The organism is Lentilactobacillus kosonis, assembly GCF_003864335.1.
GTDB classification, from domain to species: Bacteria; Bacillota; Bacilli; order Lactobacillales; family Lactobacillaceae; genus Lentilactobacillus; species Lentilactobacillus kosonis.
In genome coordinates, this window is sequence record NZ_BEXA01000003.1 from 154,823 (window position 1) to 175,227 (window position 20,405).

16 protein-coding genes and 5 pseudogenes are annotated in these 20,405 nt (G+C 38.8%); 13 read left to right on the top strand and 8 right to left on the bottom strand.

Annotated features, from left to right (window positions below):
- The first annotated feature begins 18 nt into the window (after positions 1 to 18).
- Positions 19 to 930, top strand: coding sequence for a proline iminopeptidase-family hydrolase (locus NBRC111893_RS06185; RefSeq protein ID WP_125008386.1), 912 nt, complete (start codon positions 19 to 21; stop codon positions 928 to 930).
- Positions 931 to 977: 47 nt separating this feature from the next.
- Here the strand turns inward: NBRC111893_RS06185 and NBRC111893_RS06190 are convergent, their stop codons facing one another.
- The 3 genes and pseudogenes from NBRC111893_RS06190 to NBRC111893_RS06200 all read right to left on the bottom strand — a co-directional run bounded on the left by NBRC111893_RS06190 (position 978) and on the right by NBRC111893_RS06200 (position 4,461).
- Complete coding sequence (locus tag NBRC111893_RS06190; RefSeq protein WP_160114454.1) at positions 978 to 2,129, bottom strand: MFS transporter; 1,152 nt, start codon at positions 2,127 to 2,129, stop codon at positions 978 to 980.
- Positions 2,130 to 2,305: 176 nt separating this feature from the next.
- Positions 2,306 to 2,887, bottom strand: coding sequence for a peptidylprolyl isomerase (locus tag NBRC111893_RS06195; RefSeq protein ID WP_125008388.1), 582 nt, complete (start codon positions 2,885 to 2,887; stop codon positions 2,306 to 2,308).
- Between the two features lie 12 nt (positions 2,888 to 2,899).
- Positions 2,900 to 4,461, bottom strand: a pseudogene (locus NBRC111893_RS06200) (ABC-F family ATP-binding cassette domain-containing protein).
- 135 nt (positions 4,462 to 4,596) lie between these two features.
- Between NBRC111893_RS06200 and NBRC111893_RS11270 the strand changes: the two are divergent.
- The 3 genes from NBRC111893_RS11270 (at position 4,597) to NBRC111893_RS06210 (ending at position 5,633) form a co-directional block, all read left to right on the top strand.
- Positions 4,597 to 4,725, top strand: coding sequence for a VOC family protein (locus NBRC111893_RS11270; protein ID WP_225417613.1), 129 nt, complete (start codon positions 4,597 to 4,599; stop codon positions 4,723 to 4,725).
- A gap of 77 nt (positions 4,726 to 4,802) precedes the next feature.
- On the top strand, positions 4,803 to 4,949 hold the full coding sequence (locus tag NBRC111893_RS11275; protein WP_225417614.1) for a hypothetical protein: 147 nt from the start codon (positions 4,803 to 4,805) through the stop codon (positions 4,947 to 4,949).
- Positions 4,950 to 5,633: a CPBP family intramembrane glutamic endopeptidase gene (locus NBRC111893_RS06210; RefSeq protein WP_125008389.1), complete on the top strand. Its 684-nt coding sequence runs from the start codon at positions 4,950 to 4,952 to the stop codon at positions 5,631 to 5,633.
- 47 nt (positions 5,634 to 5,680) lie between these two features.
- Here NBRC111893_RS06210 and NBRC111893_RS06215 read toward each other — a convergent pair whose 3' ends face one another.
- The 5 genes and pseudogenes from NBRC111893_RS06215 to NBRC111893_RS06235 form a co-directional block, all read right to left on the bottom strand.
- Positions 5,681 to 6,040, bottom strand: coding sequence for a YxeA family protein (locus NBRC111893_RS06215; RefSeq protein ID WP_125008390.1), 360 nt, complete (start codon positions 6,038 to 6,040; stop codon positions 5,681 to 5,683).
- Positions 6,041 to 6,077: 37 nt separating this feature from the next.
- Entirely contained in the window at positions 6,078 to 7,250 is a 1,173-nt protein-coding gene (locus NBRC111893_RS06220; protein WP_225417615.1) for a DUF2075 domain-containing protein, read from the bottom strand.
- Positions 7,251 to 7,267: 17 nt separating this feature from the next.
- Positions 7,268 to 7,981, bottom strand: a complete 714-nt coding sequence (locus NBRC111893_RS06225) for an alpha/beta hydrolase (RefSeq protein ID WP_125008392.1) — start codon at positions 7,979 to 7,981, stop codon at positions 7,268 to 7,270.
- Between the two features lie 332 nt (positions 7,982 to 8,313).
- Positions 8,314 to 8,557 (bottom strand): annotated as a pseudogene (locus NBRC111893_RS06230) (cytochrome b5 domain-containing protein).
- 95 nt (positions 8,558 to 8,652) lie between these two features.
- Positions 8,653 to 10,025 (bottom strand): annotated as a pseudogene (locus NBRC111893_RS06235) (uracil-xanthine permease family protein).
- A 553-nt stretch (positions 10,026 to 10,578) separates the two neighbouring features.
- Between NBRC111893_RS06235 and trpX the strand changes: the two are divergent.
- From trpX to NBRC111893_RS06280, 9 genes and pseudogenes are all read left to right on the top strand, one after another.
- The gene (trpX, locus tag NBRC111893_RS06240) at positions 10,579 to 11,589 is read left to right on the top strand and encodes a tryptophan ABC transporter substrate-binding protein (RefSeq protein ID WP_125008393.1); all 1,011 of its coding nucleotides are present in this window, start codon (positions 10,579 to 10,581) and stop codon (positions 11,587 to 11,589) included.
- Positions 11,586 to 12,479, top strand: a complete 894-nt coding sequence (locus NBRC111893_RS06245) for an ABC transporter permease (protein WP_125008394.1) — start codon at positions 11,586 to 11,588, stop codon at positions 12,477 to 12,479. Before trpX ends, NBRC111893_RS06245 begins: the two co-directional genes overlap by 4 nt.
- Entirely contained in the window at positions 12,472 to 13,245 is a 774-nt protein-coding gene (locus NBRC111893_RS06250; protein ID WP_125008395.1) for an ABC transporter ATP-binding protein, read from the top strand. Before NBRC111893_RS06245 ends, NBRC111893_RS06250 begins: the two co-directional genes overlap by 8 nt.
- A gap of 150 nt (positions 13,246 to 13,395) precedes the next feature.
- On the top strand, positions 13,396 to 13,917 hold the full coding sequence (locus NBRC111893_RS06255) for a TetR/AcrR family transcriptional regulator (protein WP_125008396.1): 522 nt from the start codon (positions 13,396 to 13,398) through the stop codon (positions 13,915 to 13,917).
- An 11-nt stretch (positions 13,918 to 13,928) separates the two neighbouring features.
- Positions 13,929 to 14,984 (top strand): ABC transporter permease, encoded by a 1,056-nt coding sequence (locus tag NBRC111893_RS06260; RefSeq protein WP_125008397.1) that lies wholly within the window; start codon positions 13,929 to 13,931, stop codon positions 14,982 to 14,984.
- Between the two features lie 3 nt (positions 14,985 to 14,987).
- Entirely contained in the window at positions 14,988 to 15,659 is a 672-nt protein-coding gene (locus tag NBRC111893_RS06265; RefSeq protein ID WP_125008398.1) for an ABC transporter ATP-binding protein, read from the top strand.
- Positions 15,660 to 15,813: 154 nt separating this feature from the next.
- A pseudogene (locus NBRC111893_RS06270) lies at positions 15,814 to 17,333 on the top strand (YfcC family protein).
- Between the two features lie 21 nt (positions 17,334 to 17,354).
- Positions 17,355 to 18,698, top strand: coding sequence for a M20 family metallopeptidase (locus NBRC111893_RS06275; RefSeq protein WP_125008399.1), 1,344 nt, complete (start codon positions 17,355 to 17,357; stop codon positions 18,696 to 18,698).
- Between the two features lie 319 nt (positions 18,699 to 19,017).
- Positions 19,018 to 20,372 (top strand): annotated as a pseudogene (locus NBRC111893_RS06280) (gluconate:H+ symporter).
- The last annotated feature ends 33 nt before the right edge of the window (positions 20,373 to 20,405 follow it).

Consider the following 20,405-nt stretch of genomic DNA (forward strand, 5'->3'; position numbering starts at 1 on the left):
CAAAGGATAGGTGATAACATGCGTCAAGGAACAAAAATCATCACATTAGATAATGGCTACCATCTTTGGACTAATACTCAAGGTGAAGGCGACATTCATTTGCTTGCCCTTCATGGTGGCCCCGGTGGTAATCACGAATACTGGGAAGATGCCGCTAAACAACTTAAAAAGCAAGGGCTTAACGTTCAAGTTCACATGTATGATCAATTAGGTTCATGGTACTCTGATAGTCCTGACTTTTCAGATCCTAAAGTTAGTGAAGCAATTCTTAATTACGACTACTTCTTAGACGAGGTTGAAGAAGTTCGCCAAAAGCTTGGCATTGATAAGTTCTACTTGATTGGCCAATCATGGGGTGGCGCTTTAGTGCAAATGTACGCTGAAAAATACGGCGATCATTTGAAAGGTGCAATCGTTTCTTCAATGGTTGACAACATCACTGATTACACTGAACACTTAGCAGAAATTCGGGAAAAGACATTTACTCCTGAACAACTTGCATTCATGAAGGAATGTGAAGCTAAAAATGATTACGATAATGAAGAATACCAAGCATTAGTTGATATTCTCAACAAGAACTTCATTGACCGGAAACAACCTTCAACCCTTGATCACTTAATTAGTACCATGAATACCGATATTTACGGGGCCTTCCAAGGTGATAATGAATTTGTTATCACTGGTAAATTAGGCGAATGGAACTTCACTGATAAACTCAAAAACATCAAGGTACCAACCCTAGTTACCTTTGGTGAACATGAATCAATGCCAGTTGCTACTGGTAAACGTATGGCTGAAATGATTCCTCATGCCCAATTCGTTTCTACTCCAGAAGGTGGACACCACCACATGGTTGATAATCCGAATGTTTACTACGATCACTTGGCAACATTCATTCGCGAAGTTGAAGCTGGAACATTTAAAGGTTAATAATTTATACAAAAAGCGATGGCTGAAAAATCAGTCATCGCTTTTATTTAGGCTTCTTTATCTAAACCACTACTAACAATTAATCTATTCAGTATTATTAAGATGACAAACGCCACCATAATAAAACCAATACTACCATAATTAATGTCCTTCAATCCTGAGTTGCTAATAATGACACTTCCACTAGCCGAGCCCAATGAAATTCCTAAATTAAAGAATACTGGATTCAATGATGATGCAAACACCACTGATTGGGGATAAAATTTTTCCGCCACATCTAAAAAATGAATAGTGATTGACGATCCCAAGAAGTTGAACATCGATTCCATCAAGAAAATCAAGGTTAATGCTAACAACACATTATTATATGCAAAACCAACTGCTAGGAACAAGCAAATTTCTATAATAAAGATTGCCGGCATTTTTCGTAATCCATGATGATTAGCTAAGATTCCCGATATCTGACTACTAACGATTGAAATAACCCCAATAATGGCTAGAATCGTACTTAACATCACCGGCCCAAAGTGCAGAACATCAGTGATAATTGGGGCAATATAAGTGTGGAAAGTGTTGATTCCGGCCGACCAGAATAGCGGCACCAATACGCCCAACCAAATTAACGGATCTTTTAATAGTACTAGTGGACTTCCTTGAGCATCATCGTAATCAGCTTGTAAGTCACTAGGAAGAGATAATAGACTCAAGCCAAACGTGATGATCGATAAGATTGCCACAACCCAAAAAGCACTATGCCAACCTGCAATATGGGCAACGTAGGTTCCAACTGGTAACCCCACCACACTAGCAATACTAAAGCCAGAAAAAATCCACGCAATTGTGAAGCCGCGTTTTTCTGCTGGAGCAATCGCATTACCAAATGTCAACGCAACTGACAGTAAGGCCCCTGAAACTGCAGCCGTAACAATCCGCGCAATGACCATCATTAAATAACTGGTTGCCAGTGCACTCATCACTAGTCCAGCAATGTAAACTACCATCAATATCTTGAAGGTTTGATAATACCGAAATCGCCCCACAAACAGCGTAATTAATGGCGTACAAATTGCATAGACTAGCGCGAAAATCGTTACCAGTAAGCCCACACTCGCTAAAGAATGATTGAAAGAGTTTGCTAAATCATTTAAGATTCCCGATACTAAAAACTCACCGCACCCCAGCGTGAATGAAATCAACACCAGGATGAAGAAGCGAAGTTAAAAGATTTCATATTATCCTCTTATTCCATAAATTCGTAATTTGCCCAAGCTACAGGCATTTAACCAACTAAATTATCTTACCAGTAACCATTCAGAGAATCAATGCAACCCCGTACAAATAAAAAAGCGTGTCCTTAATCGGATACGCTTTTCTACTATTCAACAGTAATGTCTTTAATTACAACATCTTCAAGTGGCTTATCAGACGCATCACGTTCAACGCTGCTAATTTCTTTTACCACATCCATACCACTAATTACTTGGCCAAAGACTGTGTGTCTGTGATCTAACCAAGGAGTTCCACCATTCTTGTATTTTTCAACAACTTCGGCAGGATAACCAGCCCTTTCCATTTCAGAAATCATGTTCGCAGGCATGTTTTCACTTGAAACGATGAAGAATTGGCTACCATTAGTGTTAGGACCAGCATTAGCCATTGAAAGGGCTCCATTGAAGTTAAATAATTCGTTTGAGAATTCATCTTCAAATTTCGCACCGTAAATACTTTCGCCACCCATACCAGTTCCAGTAGGATCGCCACCTTGAATCATAAAATCAGGAATTACTCGATGAAAAATCACATCTTGGTAATAACCGGTTTTAGCTAATTCAACAAAGTTTTTAACCGTCTTAGGGGTTAAATCATCAAATAATTGAATTTGAATGTCCCCATGGTTAGTTGCCATAGTGACCTTAGTTCCCTTGGCATTTGCTAAATCTAATTGTGGATACATAATTTCACGCTCCTATTAAATTTCATCTTCTTCGCGATTACGAAGGCTAAGTTTTTCAACATTGAGAACCTTATCGACTAACCCGTCATAAAAACTATTCTCATGACTAACAATAATAACATTTCCTGGGAATCGGTCAATTGAACGCTTCAAAGCTTCCTTAGTTTCCTCATCCAAATGGTTAGTGGGCTCATCCATTATCAAGAAATTGCTATCTTTGAATTCCATCAAGGCTAGCTTAACCTTAGTCTGTTCCCCACCAGAAAGTTGACCAATAGGTTTGATTGCATTTTGAGCATCCAATCCACATTTAGCCAACTTAGTTCTGATTGATCTTTGATTCATCTTAGGATACTCGTCAGAAATAATTTGCATTGGAGTCATTTGATTATTATCCCAAATCAATTCCTGACTAAAATAATTAATTTTAGCTGAAGGTGAGAAACTAACATCCCCGCCCTTAGCAGGGATTTGTTGAAGAATGGTCTTAATTAACGTTGATTTACCAACCCCATTAAATCCACTAAAGCCAACTTTTTCGCCCATAGTCACTGAGAACGTTACAGGTTCCAACAATGGTTTGTTATATCCAACGGATAATTTATCAACCACCAAGGCCTCATGAGAACCAGTATCAGCATATGGGAAGTTGAAGCTAGCTTGGATATTAGTCGAAGGTGGATCAACCTTTTCCATTCGCGCTAATTTCTTCTCACGAGATTTAGCCATTGTTGACTTAGAACCAGCTTTATTCTTCCGGATAAACCGTTCAGCTTTTTCAATTTCAACTTGTTGCTTATCAAATTGTTTTTGTTGGAACTCTTCGCGCTCTTCACGTTGACGCATTGCTTTTTTGAAGCTACCACGATACTTAGTGATTTACCGAAGGCAACATTAATAATACAATTGGTGATTTGTTCTAGAAAATCATAATCATGAGAGACAACTAGTACAGCACCCTTAAAGCTATTAATGTATTCAACTAACCAATCAATTTGAGCAGTATCTAAGTAGTTAGTAGGTTCATCAAGCAAGATCACATCAGGATTAGCAAGTAGCATCTTAGCTAAAATCGCTTTTGAACGTTGACCACCTGACATCTTACCAACTAAGTGATCACGGCCAATACTATCCAAGCCTAGACCAACAATGGTTTGTTCGATTTCAGTATCAAGTTCATAAAAGTTACCGGCATCCAAGTCATCCTGAAGTTGACCAGCTCGTTCCATTAATTTATCATCGCCAGTTTCGGCATAATCTTCATAAATCTTGGTTAATTGCCGATTCTTTTCATACATATCAGCAAATGCAGTTCTCAAAAAATCAGTTAACGTCAGATCTTCTTCAACATCGGCATACTGATCTAAGTAGCCAATTTTAATATTTTTTTGCCATTTAACGTTTCCAGATAAAGGGAGGATACTTCCGGTGATGATCTTAATTAAAGTTGATTTACCAACCCCATTTTGACCAACAATTCCCATGTGATCGCCCTTTTCTAGTTGAAACTCGGCATCTTGGTACAGATCTTTTTCCGCAAAACTCATTGAAAGATCTGATACTTCTAACAGTGGCATTTAATGCAACTCCTTAATAAATTCGAAATAATCATACAAACCCATACGCTACTCCCATTTCAATTTCTAGTCAACCTTTGCAAACCGATAAAATGGTATATAATTGAAGTACTTTTTAAAAAAGGATGTTTAATTATGAACGTAAGAGAAGTCGAGTATATTACTATCCCCGTTACCAATCTTGATGCCAGTCTCAGATTTTACCATGAAGTATTTGATCTTCCCATCATTGAGTTAAATGATGCTCTCAAGGCGCCCAACTAAATAAGCACTTTATCAAGTTCAAACCAGTTGAACGAGTTGACTACCCAGTCGAATTTGGCTTCATCGATAAAGACACCATGGACAACATTCATGCTCATCTAATCAATTACTTTGTTGATATTGTTGAAGACCCTCATGAAACTAATGAACTAAGGAGAAAGGCAACTTCAATCACGATTCTGGACCCTGATAAAAATCGCATTGAAATTACCGTATTTGATTAAATGAAAACCACCTCACGCTATCTGCTAACTAAAATATTACAAATTTTAAAGTGGCTTGGGTTTGTGGCAATTTATCTAATTTCATCATCGATCTTTCAGTTAACAACTTTCTACTTAAATGATCCGGTGAAGTCTCAATATGTCTTAGGAATTGGATTAATTGCTACGGCCATCGCTTTAAGCATCGTCGGTTGGCGTTACTATCGTCAACTAGACACTGCCAATCCCCGAGGATTTAGTCATAAGTCAATGACCGCTAACAAATTGTGGTTCATGCTGGCCCTATTCATTGGTATGATGATTTTTCAATATGGTTGGGCTTGGCTAATCTCCAGTGGTATCATCAATATGCCTGAAAATCAGACAGCTGTAGCCGAGCAATCATTAAAAATGCCAATTTGGAATGGCATTTACTCCATCTTATTGGCACCAATCTTTGAAGAACTAATTTTTCGTGGCATCTACATGAACTATTTCTTTAACAAAGATAATCGATTGAATAATATTTTAGCCATGGTGACCAGTGCCTTGATCTTTGGATTTGCTCATGAAATGCAATTTGATCTTAATTGGATAATGTATTCTATCCTAGGACTGTTCCTATCTTATTCATACATTCACTATCGCGATATTCGATTTAACATCGGATTACACATGCTTAATAACCTGGCTTCATTTCTATAATTAAAAAGCAGCTGATAAGTAATTTACTTATCAGCTGCTTTTTGGTTTTACTTATGTTGATCAATTTTCTTTAACGCTTCAGCTGGAATTTGGCTACGATTAACTCGTTTGTAGTCAATCACACCTTTATGTTGTGACCAGCCAATTTTTAGATAACGGCCCTTGGTAAATTTATGTCCTTGATATGAACCAACGTGTAACTCCCGGAAATTACCATGGCGATCGTATCCTTTGATGTTATACCAATAAACATCTGGGTTATGATGACCCTTATGGGTATCAACATTAGCCAATTCACCTACCTGGCCATAATAATAATCCCGAGCCATGTTTTGATAATACAACATCCCAAAGCCAAGCGTAGCAATGATAATAATGCCAATTATCCAAGCGGAATATTTACTCATACCGTTTCCCCCTAACGTCTGCTCACAGTAAATTCTCCTATATTGTCGTAACCTTTTCAAGGAATGACTCTAGCTTTTCATCATGAGCATGCAGATACATCCCTTTAATTCCTCGTCTCAATAAGACGTTAAGCGCATTTCTCAGCAATAATTGCTTACTTTCATTAATTTCTTCATCAGTCATATCCGGCCGCCGCTTAAACACTTCCAAATCTGTCGCCTTGCTTGGATCAACTCCCAGCGCATGATCATCAGTTAAATAAAATGGCGGACCAACGATTATTCCAATATAGTTCAGATCAAACCCCTGCACCGTGTAAATGCTGCCAACTTCGTTAATTGTTTGGACTTGTTCAGCCCACGGAGTCGACGAAAAATTATACTGGTCCCATGGCAAATGAAAGTTTCCTTCATTAACTAAATGTTTACCACCATCCAAAGTTGATGGATAACCACTAGTGGCCGTCATCCGGGATAAACCAACTCGCCGATTCTGTTTGATAATTTCTTGATACATTTTCTGGGCATCGGCAAATACTCGTAAATCGTAGTCTCCAGATTCAGGCAGCTTAGTAATCGGTTGACCAGCAACCAAATTATCTAACCACGCCATTAGCTCTGAGTTAGCTTGCATCCGAAACTGTTTCTTTAAGTGAACCACCTCATGCGGATAAGGAGCCAGCAGTTCCATTAGACGCTGACTATTCCAAAAACTTTTGGTTTTTAACACCTGAGCTGGATCAAATACTACTACTGTAACCCGACTTAGCTTAATGATATCTTCTAATTGGTTATCGCCATAATAGTTATTGTAATGATCTGGTTTACTTAACAATAAGTGTGCTTCATCAATAACTGTTAAATCCACCTGCTGATTTTGCTTATGCATTTGATTGATAAACGAAGTCGGCCGTTGATAATACTTTTTTAACATTCCGGGTGTCTTACCGGCCAGCTCACGGTAGACCTTCAATAACTCTGGATGGTTGACCAAAAAATAACTATTAGGTAACTCCTGCGCTAATTTAGTAAACAATTGGTTTAAGATTACACTCTTACCCGTACCAGCATCACCCATCAACACGAAAACGGCGTGTTCATCAGTACCTTGGTAGCGATATGTGAACTTAGTGATTTGCGTTAACACTTCCGCTTGGCGGCCAGTCAACTCAATATTGGCGGAAAATGCATTTAAAGTATGGGAATCCAAATTAAAACGCCTCCAGCTTAAATAATCTGTTTTAGCCAATCAATTGCTAATTCAAACCACTTTGAGAAATGTTCATCCACGCGGTCGCCATTGACAACACCAGTATACTTGTTGCCTAATCCCATGCCATGATTACCGGATGCAAATTCATGAAGTTCAAATGGCACGTGGTGATCGGCCAGCGCGTTGGTGTATGGCAAAATGTGCTCGGTAAACGGTGTCAACTCATCTTGAACAGCGCCAAAAATAAAAGTTGGTGGTGTGGTTGACGATACTAATGTAACAATATCTTCAGTCTTAACGCCCATTCGTTCATCTAGCGTTGGTTTAATTACTGGATAACCGAGGATTGCGTAATTTGCCAAGGTTTCATGATCATTAGCGTAAGCAGCAGCCAACTGACCACCGGCAGAAAACCCAATAATGCCAAGTTTATCGACATCAACTTGGAGTTCGTCGGCATGAGCAGTTACATAATTGAACGCTGCAGCGATTGCTTGCTTCGCCCCTTCATAACTGCGATTTTCTCCTACCGGATACTTAACGACAAACGTCTGAAAAGCTTGCGTCGCAAAAGTGACAGCTACCCGCTCAGAATCACGCTCGCGAATTGGGTTATAACTACCGCCACCGATAATCACCAAACCAGGTAATTTTTCATCAGTATTGCTTTGATATATATCTAATAAACTAATTTTTTGATCATCTAGGGCAACCGTTTCAATTTTCATAATGTCACTCCTTAATAAAGTTAATCATGGTTGTTAGCCAATTGAATTTCTTGATATGCAAAGAACGCAAAAGCACCTATTCCAATCACTAATTTTAACAATCTATAATTCAGTGTAGAAAAATTCAACAAGCTATCTGAATATGTAAATATTAATTTTAAACATGCAATTTGAAAAATAATCATAATCGCTAATTTGGGTGAGTTGTTTGTGAGCATTCATGTATCTCCCAACATTCTATATTAATTTAAGACTAGCATAAATCTGGTATTATCAACAATTATTTTCCATACAAAAAAGTTCCACACCTTCGTGCGGAACCCTTCTATAAATTAATCAACTAATTTACCAACAACTTTTAATTTACCTAAAATTGATTTTCCATGCGGGGTGCCCTCAATTTCTTTTGAAAGATCCTTACCAGCAGTTACCCCCATAATGCTTACCGTACTGCCATGATTCTTCATGCGTCACATCATAAACTAAACCATCAACTGCCACATATGCTCGGCGACCGTTGCCATCAAATTGAGCAAGTTCCTCACGAGTAAATGTTTTCAAATCATCATCAGCCATCGGTTAACATCCCCATTCATTATTTACCTTCATTCTAGCTAAGTTCCAATTGATAGTCCAAGGAACCAGCTTGGAAATAATTCAGAGGTCAATGATTACTTAACTTCAACAGTTTTAGTGCTAGTTGATTCATTGGTAGTAACCTCTGAGCTTTGCTTATCGCCCATTACTAAGTTCAAAATAATAGCACTGATTGCGCCAACCGTGATGGGTGATCCTAGCAAGTATTGAACCATTTGAGGTAATGAATTCATTACTGAAGTTGGTAATAAGATAACCCCCATTGTTAATACAATAGGAATACCAAGAATGTAAGTTGTACTTTCGGTCATTTTTAAGTTTCGAATGACATTAAGTCCATTTAACATAATGATGACACAGATAATTGCAAAAATCCCACCGATGACTGGAGCAGGAACAACTGATAAGAATGCTGATAGCTTACCAAAGAATCCTAAGCCAATAAACCAAACACTTGCTGCCATGAAGACCCGTTTGCTGGCAACTCCCGTAATCGAAACAATTCCGGCATTGGTTGAGTAACCTGTCATTGGCGTAGTTCCCAAGAATGCAGCGACCAAACAACTAATTCCTTCACCAATAATGCCCATATTCCATTGCTTTTTAGAAAGGGGTTCTCCAATAATCGCACTCATCGCAAACCAAGTTCCGGTGGTTTCCGTTGTTAATACCATATAGATGACCACAAACGTTAAGATAGCAGGTAATGAAAAATGAAAACCGTAGTGGAGCGCTGTGAATTTAGGTAAGCTAACCCAGCTAGCCTGGCCAACTACTGACCAATCAACCATTCCTTTTGATGAAGCAAATACCGTGCCAATAATCAATGCAATGACAATTGAACTGATTCTAAATAACTTCTGAAATTGTGGCATTCTCAAACCAATGGTAATAGCTAACAGCATTGCACCACCGGTGACAGCCGCAACCTGAATGTTTTGATCAACGTTACCAGCAGCTTTGAAAATATTATCATTCAAGGCTGACGGCAATAATGACAAGCCAACACAGGTAATGATTGTACCGCCGACTAAGGCAGGCACTAATTTGTTAATCACTTTTTGGTAGATTCCTGAGACTCCTAAAGCAATTAAGATTAACGCCCCAATCGCAATTGATCCTAGTACGGTTCCCATCCCACCATTAGCGGCGCCATAGGCAGCATAAATTCCAACTACCGCCCCAATGGGAACAAATGAAGGCCCCTGAGATATCGGGACTTTTAAAAAGAACTTGGTTTGTATGATAGTTCCAATTCCACAAGCCAAAAATGCCGCTTGGAGAAAGCCTGTTTTTGATCCAGTGTCATTGATAATAGTCCTGCCATAATCAATGGTGGCACATAGACGTCCATCGCTAAAACGTGTTGTAGACCTAATAAACCAGATTGAAAGTAAGAAACCTTATCCTCTGGACCATATAGCAAACCATTTTCTTTATTTGTCATCGATATCCATCTCTCCTTTTAGGTAAAACGCGAACATTATTTTATAATAAAAATATAGCATTCGTTATTTGTTGTTCACAAGTATAGTTTATTAAATTCAGTTTTTCAAGCTATTTTTCAATTTAATTCATTTAAATGTTCGTGTTTTGCCATTTATCGTTGGCACAAGCGGTAGATTAAGACCGAAAGTATTCGGAATCTTGCTATTATTTTTCATTACCAAGTCCTTCAACATGCAAATATTCGCTTGACTGTTTTTAAACCTTACATTATGATTAGAAATATCAAAAAACGAAAGGAAAGACTGTCCTTATGAATAAGATTACTCTCCGTCTTTGGCAACTCCGGTAATCAAGCCTCATCTCACACAGATGGCGCTTGATCTCTTTGCGATGATTAAAGCGCATCTGTGCCGGCAGTGTTTCTAACAACGCAACGGTCTGTACAGGTGTTAACCTTGGCAGACCGGAAAAAAGCAACTCGGTTTTCCATGCCGAGTTGCTTTTTTTATCTCTAAATTAAATTTAAAAATTTATATTAAAGGAGAACCATCATGACAAAACGAAGTTATCCACTGCTCACCGCTATTATTATTTTATTAGCTTTTCTAGGCTATGCGTTCTTTGCTGAAAAGAGTGACTTGAATGCTAATAAGGAAAAAACGCCTACTGTTGGCATCTTACAATTAATGTCTCATCCAGCCCTAGATTCAATTCATCGAGGAATTGTGGCCGGTTTGAAAGAAGAAGGATATGTACCTGGCAAAAACATCCACATTGATTTTCAAAATGCTCAAAATGATCAAAGTAATTTAAAGACCATGAGTACCAAGTTTGCTAATGAAAATGCAGACCTTTCAATCGGAATTGCAACTCCCTCTGCTCAAGCTTTAGCTAACAGTATTTCTGATAGACCCGTCATTTTAGGTGCGATTACTGATCCTAAAGGTGCTGGACTAGTTAAAAACAACCAGCGCCCTGGCGGTAATATTACGGGAGTTTCCGATCAAGCTCCATTAAAGAGACAGTTAGGATTAATCAAACGCTTAATGCCTAATCTAAAAACATTGGGAATCATCTACACTTCAAGTGATGATTCTGCAGTCGCTCAATACAAAATGTTTAAAGCCCTTTGTGAGCAGGAAAACGTTAAATTAAAGGCCTACTCAATCGCTAACACTAACGATTTGAATCAGGTTGCCCAACAGGCTGTTAACTCGGTGGATGCCATCTATGTACCAACGGACAACACCATCGCTGGTGCCATTTCTACCTTAGTTGGAGCTGCAGGTCAAGCTGGTGTTCCTGTCTTCCCTGCTGTTGATACGATGGTCAAAGCTGGTGGAGTTGCTACTTACGCAGTTGACCAATATCAACTCGGAGTTGCCACCGGTAAAATGAGTGGTGAAATTCTCAAAGGCAAGAAGAAACCATCAACCACCCCAATCAAGTACTTCAAAAAGGGTAAATTAATTATCAATGAACGAGCTGCTAAACGGTTCAATATCCATATTCCCGCCTCATTAATGAAAGAGGCGCAAACGAAAGGAGAGATCGTCAAATGAGTATTCTAGTATCCGCAATCGGTCAAGGCCTCACATGGGGGATCGTTGGAATAGGATTATTCCTAACCTTCAGAATTTTAGACTTCCCTGATATGACAGTTGAAGGAACATTTCCAATGGGGGCTGCTACCGCAGTCGCTGCCATCTACCACGGTTTTTCTCCATTAGTTGCAACGTTATTGGCCTTCTGTGTCGGAATGTTGGCTGGGTTAGTAACTGGCTTGCTTTACACCAAGGGTAAAATTCCTGTGTTATTAGCCGGAATCCTAACTATGACCGCTGCTTACTCAATCAACCTGAGAATAATGGGCCGAGCTAACCTTTCGCTATATGGAAAGAACAGCCTGCTAGACTTATTTAAGGGACTCCCCCCTTACTTTAACAGTGTGTTTCTTGGCATGATCGTGATTGTCATTGTTACTGCCTTAATCATTTATTTCTTACAAACTAATCTAGGCCAGGCATTTATTGCTACTGGTGATAATTCAACCATGGCTCGCTCATTAGGAATCAGCACCGACGCCATGCAAATTATGGGCTTAAGTGTTTCCAATGGTTTGATTGCCTTAGGTGGCGCTTTAGTTGCCCAAGAAAACGGCTTTGCTGACGTTAACATGGGCATCGGCATCATCGTGGTGGCACTTGCCTCAATCATCATTGGTGAAGTTGTTTTTGGTGAACTAACTATGAACGAACGCTTAATCGCCGTAACTATCGGTAGTATTTTGTACCGATTCGTAATTCTAATTGTGTTGCAACTTGGTTTCAACGCCAACGACTTAAATTTAATTTCAGCAATCGTACTGGCAATCTGCATGATGTTCCCAGCTTTCGAAAAGCGCTTTAACCTAAAACGATCATTATCAAGGGGGATTAGTAAACATGAGTGAACCTATTTTTGAATTAAAAGATGTAGTGGTAACCGTAAACCAGGGAACCCCCGAAGAAATCAATATTATGGACCACGTGAACCTTAAAATTTATGCTGGTGATTTTATTACCGTCCTTGGTTCAAACGGAGCAGGTAAATCAACCTTATTCAACATCATTGGTGGTGACTTAAAAGTTACCAGTGGTGAGATTCTCCTTCACGGTAAAGACATTACCTCGATGTCAGTTGAACACCGGACAAAGTTCTTAAGTCGGGTCTTCCAAGATCCAAAGATGGGAACTGCTCCTAGAATGACCGTTGCAGAAAATTTACTACTATCCAAAAAGCGTGGTCAATCACGCGGCTTAGGTGCTCGAAAACTTAAACAAAGCATGGCCGAATTTGAAGAAATTACTAAAACTATGCCAAACGGACTTGACCAACGACTTAACACCCCTACCGGTGATTTGTCAGGTGGCCAACGTCAAGCTCTTAGTTTCCTAATGGCAACTATCAAGCGGCCTGAAATTCTGCTGCTAGATGAGCATACCGCTGCCCTTGATCCTCAAACTTCTGCTGAGTTAATGCACGCCACAAATATGCGGATTACTGAAGATAAACTGACCTGTCTGATGATCACACATCATCTAGAAGATGCCCTGACCTATGGCAATCGGTTAATTGTATTGGACCACGGTAAAATTTCATATGATGTTAACGACGGTGACAAGGCAGCGCTAACTAAAGAAAAATTACTATCTTTTTTTAATGATATTGATGGCTAAACATTGATTAGCAAAGGAGTCCTATAAATCGGGCTCCTTTTTTATTATGCAAAAACGGCTCAGATATTTGACTTATATTATTAATCTTGATATTGTTATATTCGAAAAGTGACACGATGTCACTTACGTAATTATGAAAGGAGTGCAGCAATGCCCACGACAACTTTTGAAAATCTCAAGGATCAAAAAAGGGCCGTAATTACCAATGCCCTTATTACTGAGTTTAGTGAATATTCTCTAAAAGATGCCCAAGTAGCTCGAATTATTAAAACTGCCGGCATTGCACGAGGGACATTTTATAAATACTTTTCTGATATCACGGATGCTTATAACTATGTCTTTCACTTAGCACTTGCTGATTTTCACATGGGTTTTAATCATATCTCAGAAGAAAACTTCAATCTCGATGCCTTCATTGCTTCCATCTCAACATTTATCGATCAAGTAGTTGATAGCCGCTTCTATCAGTTGTTAAAACAGCATTATTTGTACAACGAAAGTAGTTATCAGCAACATACCCTGTCCGGTATGGACCGGATAACTAACTTGTCACCATTAATATGGACGGTTGCCACCCTTAGCCACGAAGCTATTAAGGAACTACTTGTCTTCCCCGGCCAAAAGAACCAAATTATCCAAAAACTTACTATTAGTCTTAAAAATCTCACTTAGGAGGATTTGCTATGTTTTTAGCTTTAAAAGAAATGAAACGCGAAAAGTTGCGTTATGGTTTAATCATCTCAATGGTTGTCTTAATTGGTTACTTAATCTTTATCCTGACTAGCCTTGCAATTGGTTTAGCTCGTCAAAACACGCTCACAATTGATTCATGGGATGCTAAAACTGTGATTATGAATAAAGATTCCAATATCAGTCTTGATCAATCAATGATCACTAAAGACCAAGTTGGTAAACTAAATCGTAATCAAGCTTTGATTGGTCAAACCCCAGTGGTTACTAAAGCGACTAATCGCAAAAATGAATCTGCTCGCTTTTTAGGAACTAAATCTAACCAATTCATTTATCAACAGCTTAAATTAATCGATGGCCATCGTCCTCAAAATACTAACCAAGTTGTGGTTGATGATCAATTCAAAACTGACGGTTATAAGCTTGGGGATAAAATTGTTATGAATTCAAATTCTGAAAAATATGAAATCGTCGGCTTTATGCATGATCAAAAATATAGTATTGCTCCTGTTATCTATGGCAGTATCAGTACTTGGCAAAAATTAAAGGGCGTCAATCCCAATATTATCGGTAGCGGCCTGATTATTAAGGGCAACAATCCTAAGTTTGATCAAAAATACCTTAAAAGTTATTCAATGAACACCTTCATTAATAAACTCCCTGGATACTCTGCTCAAAACACCACGTTTGGCTTTATGATTGGCTTTTTGATGGTCATTTCATTAGTGGTAATTGCAGTCTTTCTCTATATTCTAACCATGCAAAAATTAGCCAACTATGCCGTGCTTAGGGCGCAAGGAATTCCGTCTAAAGTCCTCGTTAGGGCAACCATCGCCCAATCACTCATTATCGTAATTAGCGGGTTAGTAATTAGTGGCGTGCTTACCCTGCTAACTGCTCAATCCATCCCAATTGGAGTTCCAATGTACTTTGATGTTCCTATTCTTTCTGGCGTCACCATCGCGATGATTTTAATTTCCATCATCGCAGCCCTGATTCCAATCAGAACTATTGTTAAAGTTGATCCCGTTACCGTAATTGGAGGATAAAAAATGACATCTCTTAGTTTACAAAACGTCAATAAAGAATTCGGCTCCGGTACGAATCATGTTCAAGTGTTAAATAATATTAACTTCACAGCGAATCCTGGTGAATTAAGCCTAATCATTGGCCCTTCTGGTTCAGGAAAAAGTACCTTTTTAACCATCGCAGGCGGCCTACAGACCCCTACTAGCGGCGAAGTCATTATTGATGACCAAGCAATTAATCAGCAAAGTACCAAGCAACGGGAACAAACCCGCTTAACTAAGATTGGGTTTGTTCTACAGGCCTATAATTTAGTTCCTTACTTAACGGTTAAAGAACAATTCACCCTAGTTGACCGCGTTAATAAAAATGGTAATTTATCATCTTCAGAATTAGACAAATTATTGGTTTCACTTGGAATTGACAACCTAATAAATAAGTATCCCAATGAACTATCTGGTGGTCAAAGTCAACGAGTTGCTATTGCTCGCGCACTGTATCCAGATCCCGAGATTTTACTTGCTGATGAACCGACGGCTGCCCTTGATAGCGCCCGAGTTATCGAGGTCGGTAAGCTTCTGCAGACATTAGCTCACCAGAATGGTAAAACTATCATTGTCGTTACCCACGACCAACGACTTGAACAATTTGCGGATAACATTTATCAAATTATGGATGGTACTATTAACAAACAATAAAATAAGACGTCATGAAAATGATTATTTTCATGACGTCTTATTTTTATACACACTAGATTATTTGTTTTCGCTTTCTTATAAACAATCACGTATATTGAACTCTGGTTTTGTTTAACTTACAATGAGCTTAGAAAAAGAAAAGGAAGTGATTCACATGCAAAATAACAAAGCTAAGCCTAAACGAAGATTTAAAATGCCTTCGGCGTACACCATATTATTCTTGATTATCATTTTAGTTGCTATTCTTACTTGGATAATTCCTGCCGGACAGTATTCTACTGACAAGGCTGGTAATATTATTGCGCATACTTATAGATCAGTTGCCTCAAACCCTCAAGGAATTTGGGATATTTTTGCGGCACCGATTTATGGAATGATTGGTAACGATAAAACTGAAGGTGCCATTTCAGTTTCCTTATTTATTTTAGTAATTGGTGGATTTTTAGGAGTAGTTAACCAAACCAAAGCTCTTGATGATGGAATTGCATCTGTCGTTAAGAAAAACAAGGGTAAAGAAAAATTATTAATTCCAATTCTAATGATTCTATTTGCTCTTGGGGGTTCAACTTACGGAATGGCTGAAGAAACCATTGCCTTTTATCCGCTTCTAATTCCTGTAATGATTGGGGTTGGCTTTGATTCATTAGTTGCTGTAGCAATTGTATTAATTGGATCACAAGTTGGTTGTTTAGCTTCAACCGTTAACCCATTCGCAACTGGAGTTGCTTCACAAGCCCTAAACATTTCTCCAGGTGACGGAATTTTCTCGCGAATCATTCTCTTAGTGATCGTTCTAGTAATTAGTATCTTCTTTGTATACCGGTATGCTTCAAAGTTGAAAAGAACCCTAAGGAATCATTAATTTTTGATCAACGTGAAGCTGACCTTAAGCGATTTGCTATTAATGACCAAAATACTGATGCCAACAATGAAATGACCGGCAGACAAAAAGCTGTTTTATGGTTATTTGGTTTAACTTTCTTAATTATGATCATGGGCTTGATTCCATGGGACTCAATTAATTCAAGCTGGACATTCTTCAATGATTTCACTAAGTGGTTGACTGGAATTCCAGTTCTTGGAAACTTAATTGGTAGTAACTTAACTCCATTTGGTTCATGGTACTTCACTGAAATTACAACCCTCTTCTTCTTGATGGCTGTGATTATTATGTTCATTTTCAAAATGAAAGAATCAACATTCATTACAGCATTCATGAACGGAATGAATGACTTCATGGGTGTTGCCATTGTGGTTGCTGTTGCCAGAGGTATTCAAGTTATCATGAACGACGGTAACATTACCGCAACGGTTCTTCATTGGGGTGAAAGTGGTCTTTCAGGATTAAGTTCCGTTGTCTTTATTATCCTGACATACATTTTCTATATTCCAATGTCATTCTTAATTCCATCAACATCTGGACTAGCTGCAGCTACCATGGGAATTATTGGCCCAATGGGTAAATTCGCTGGGGTTGATCCAAGTCTAGTAGTGACTGCTTATCAAAGTGCATCTGGTTGGGTAAACTTAATTACCCCAACTTCTGGTGTAGTTATGGGTGCCTTAGCCATTGCTCATGTTGACATTACTGTTTGGTGGAAATTCACCTTTAAATTAATGGCCTTGCTACTAATTGCAACTGCTATCTTCTTAGGAGTCATGGCTGTTATTTAATTAATTAGGAGGAAACAGAATATGGAACAAATTGTAACTGAAGCACATCACGTTGCCGCTGTTGAGGCTTTGAAACGCTTGATTAGTCAAAAATCAGTTTATGATGAATCAACTGTATCTGACACAACCCCATTTGGTGTAGGAATTGATGATGCCTTAACCGAAGTTCTTAAGATTGCTTCTGAATTAGGATTTAAGACTTTTAAGGCCCCTACTGGTCACTATGGCTACGCTGAAATTGGTGAGGGTGACGAAACATTTGGAATTATCGGTCACGTCGATGTGGTTCCTGCTGGTGACGTCAACGATTGGGATCATGATCCCTTTGATGGCTATGTAGAAGACGACAAGGTGTTCGGTCGTGGCTCTCAAGATGATAAGGGCCCATCAATTGCTACCATGTTTGCTGTCAAAGCATTGATGGATGCTGGTTATCATTTCAACAAGAAGATTCGCTTCATTTTCGGAACTGACGAAGAAACCCTTTGGCGGGGGATCGCAGTTTATAACGAAAAGGAAGCCCCTATCGACATGGGAATTGCACCAGATGCCGAATTTCCATTAATCTACGCTGAAAAAGGCTTGGATCAAGCATATCTAGTTGGTCCTGGGATGGATAATTTCAAGATTGATTTGCAAGGTGCCTTCAACGCCGTACCTGCTAAGGCAGCATACAATGGTCCCAAACTTGATGAGGTTAAAGAAGCCCTTAATAATCATGGCTTCTCATTTGAAGACCATGATGATCAAGGGATTGTGGTTACTGGTAAATCAGTGCATGCCATGCTTGCACCAACAGGAACTAACGCGGTCTTAAGACTAGCAATTGCCTTGGATGATGTATTTCCAAGTCCTACGCTTGATTTCATTGGTAAGTTATTTAAGGAAGATGCAACAGGAACTAATGTCTTGGGTGATATTTCTGATGATCAATCAGGACATCTCACCTTCAACATCTCTAGTCTAACCATCAATGAACAAGAAACCCGTATGCAAATTGATATGCGAATTCCGGTTACTATCGAACGCGATGATTTAATCAGTAAATTAAACGACCGCGTTAAGGAATTTGGTTTACACTATGAGGCCTTTGACTACCTTGCTCCCCTATACGTACCAACTGATTCAAAACTAGTAAAAACATTGATGCAAGTTTACAAAGATATAACTGGAGATGACACCCAACCTCAAGTGTCTGGTGGGGCAACCTTTGCTCGGACCATGAATAATTGTGTCGCCTTTGGCGCAATGCTTCCTGATGTCCCAGATTTCATGCATCAAGTTAATGAAAACTGGCCTTTAAAGAGTATGTATAAAGCTATGGATATCTATGCAGAAGCCATTAAAGAACTATGTACTGACTGAAATTGAACCACATTTTTAAGCTAAATATTAAGAAAGTATTAAGTTTAAAATGTTTACTTTCTGCAACTAGCGTCTCAAATGCCGTAATTACAGCGTTTGAAGGCGCTTTTTTTATTTATTTTACTATTAGCAAGAAAATTTATATTATCATTAAAAAATCGTTTACATCCTCCGCGGTAACGGTTTCATTAACTATTTGAAAAAACTAATTAATCCGTTTTCACAACTAATTTAAAAGGGTTGACCTTCTATGTTTCACCTCATATAATTGTATCTTGTTTCGCAATGGATTTTTATTAGATAGAAATGAGGAAGAGTCTTGCAATTTTTAGTACTGCTATTAGGTATTGCTTTACTTTTACTATTAATTATTAAAGTAAAAATGAATACCTTCGTAGCATTAATCCTAACCGCATTTATTGTTGCACTTGGTTTAGGTATGAACCCTGCTGACGTTCCCGGCACCATCACTAAAGGTATCGGTAGCGCCATGGGCGAACTTGCCGTGGTCTTCAGTTTTGGAGCCATGATTGGTCGTTTAGTATCTGATGCAGGTGGATCATACAGAATTTCGGAAACTCTAATCAACTTTTCGGTAAGAAGAGATTGCAGCTTGCTGTAGTTGTTGCTTCGTTTATTATCGGGATTTCGATGTTCTTTGAAGTTGGTTTAGTTCTATTAACTCCAATCATCTTTGCCGTTGCTCTTGAAGCTGAAATCCCTTTGCTTTACTTAGGAATTCCTATGTTAGCTGCCTTGTCAACTACTCAAGCCTTCTTGCCACCACAACCAGCACCTACTGCGGTTGCTATGGCAATGGGCGCAAGTACTGGTAAGGTATTGCTGTTTGGGTTGATTGCCGCTATTCCAACAGTTATCATTGCTGGTCCGGTATTCACGAAACTTGCCCAACGTTATGCTCCGAATGCATTCAAGGTCAAGCATGAATTACCTGCCCTTGGTGAAATGAAGAAATTTGATTTAAATGAAACTCCAGGATTTGGAATTTCGATTTTAACATCACTATTCCCAGTTATCTTTATGGGTCTTTCTACTATCTACTCAATGGTATTTAATGGTGGCGATACCGCAGCTGAGCGTCATGGCTTTGCCGCCATCATGAACATGATTGGTACGCCAACCACAGCAATGTTGCTTTCGTTATTATTTGCAATGTGGTCAATGGGAGTTCACCAAAAGAAAACTGCTAAGCAAATTGGTGACACTCTTAATGAAGCCATCAAATCAGTTGCTGTATTATTGATGATTATTGCTGGTGGTGCCGCATTCAAACAGGTTCTACTTGATGGTGGAGTCGGTACTGCCATTCAACACGCCATGGCTAATGTTTCATTATCACCAATTATCTTGGCTTGGTTAATTGCTGCAATCTTACGAGTATCCCTTGGATCAGCTGCCGTTTCTTCATTAACAGCTGCCGGTTTAGTTATGCCACTAGTTGCTGCTACCCACGCTGATCCAGTAATGATCACCTTAGCCATTGGGGCTGGTTCAATTGCCGCATCTCATGTTAATGATGCTGGTTTCTGGATGGTTAAAGAATACTTTGAATTAGACGTTAAGCAAACACTCCAAATTTGGACGGTGCTTGAAACTGTTATCTCAGTGGTTGGTTTGATTATGGTACTAATTATTAATGCAGTTGTTAATTAGTATCCATTAACCATTGAATTAAAATTATTAATT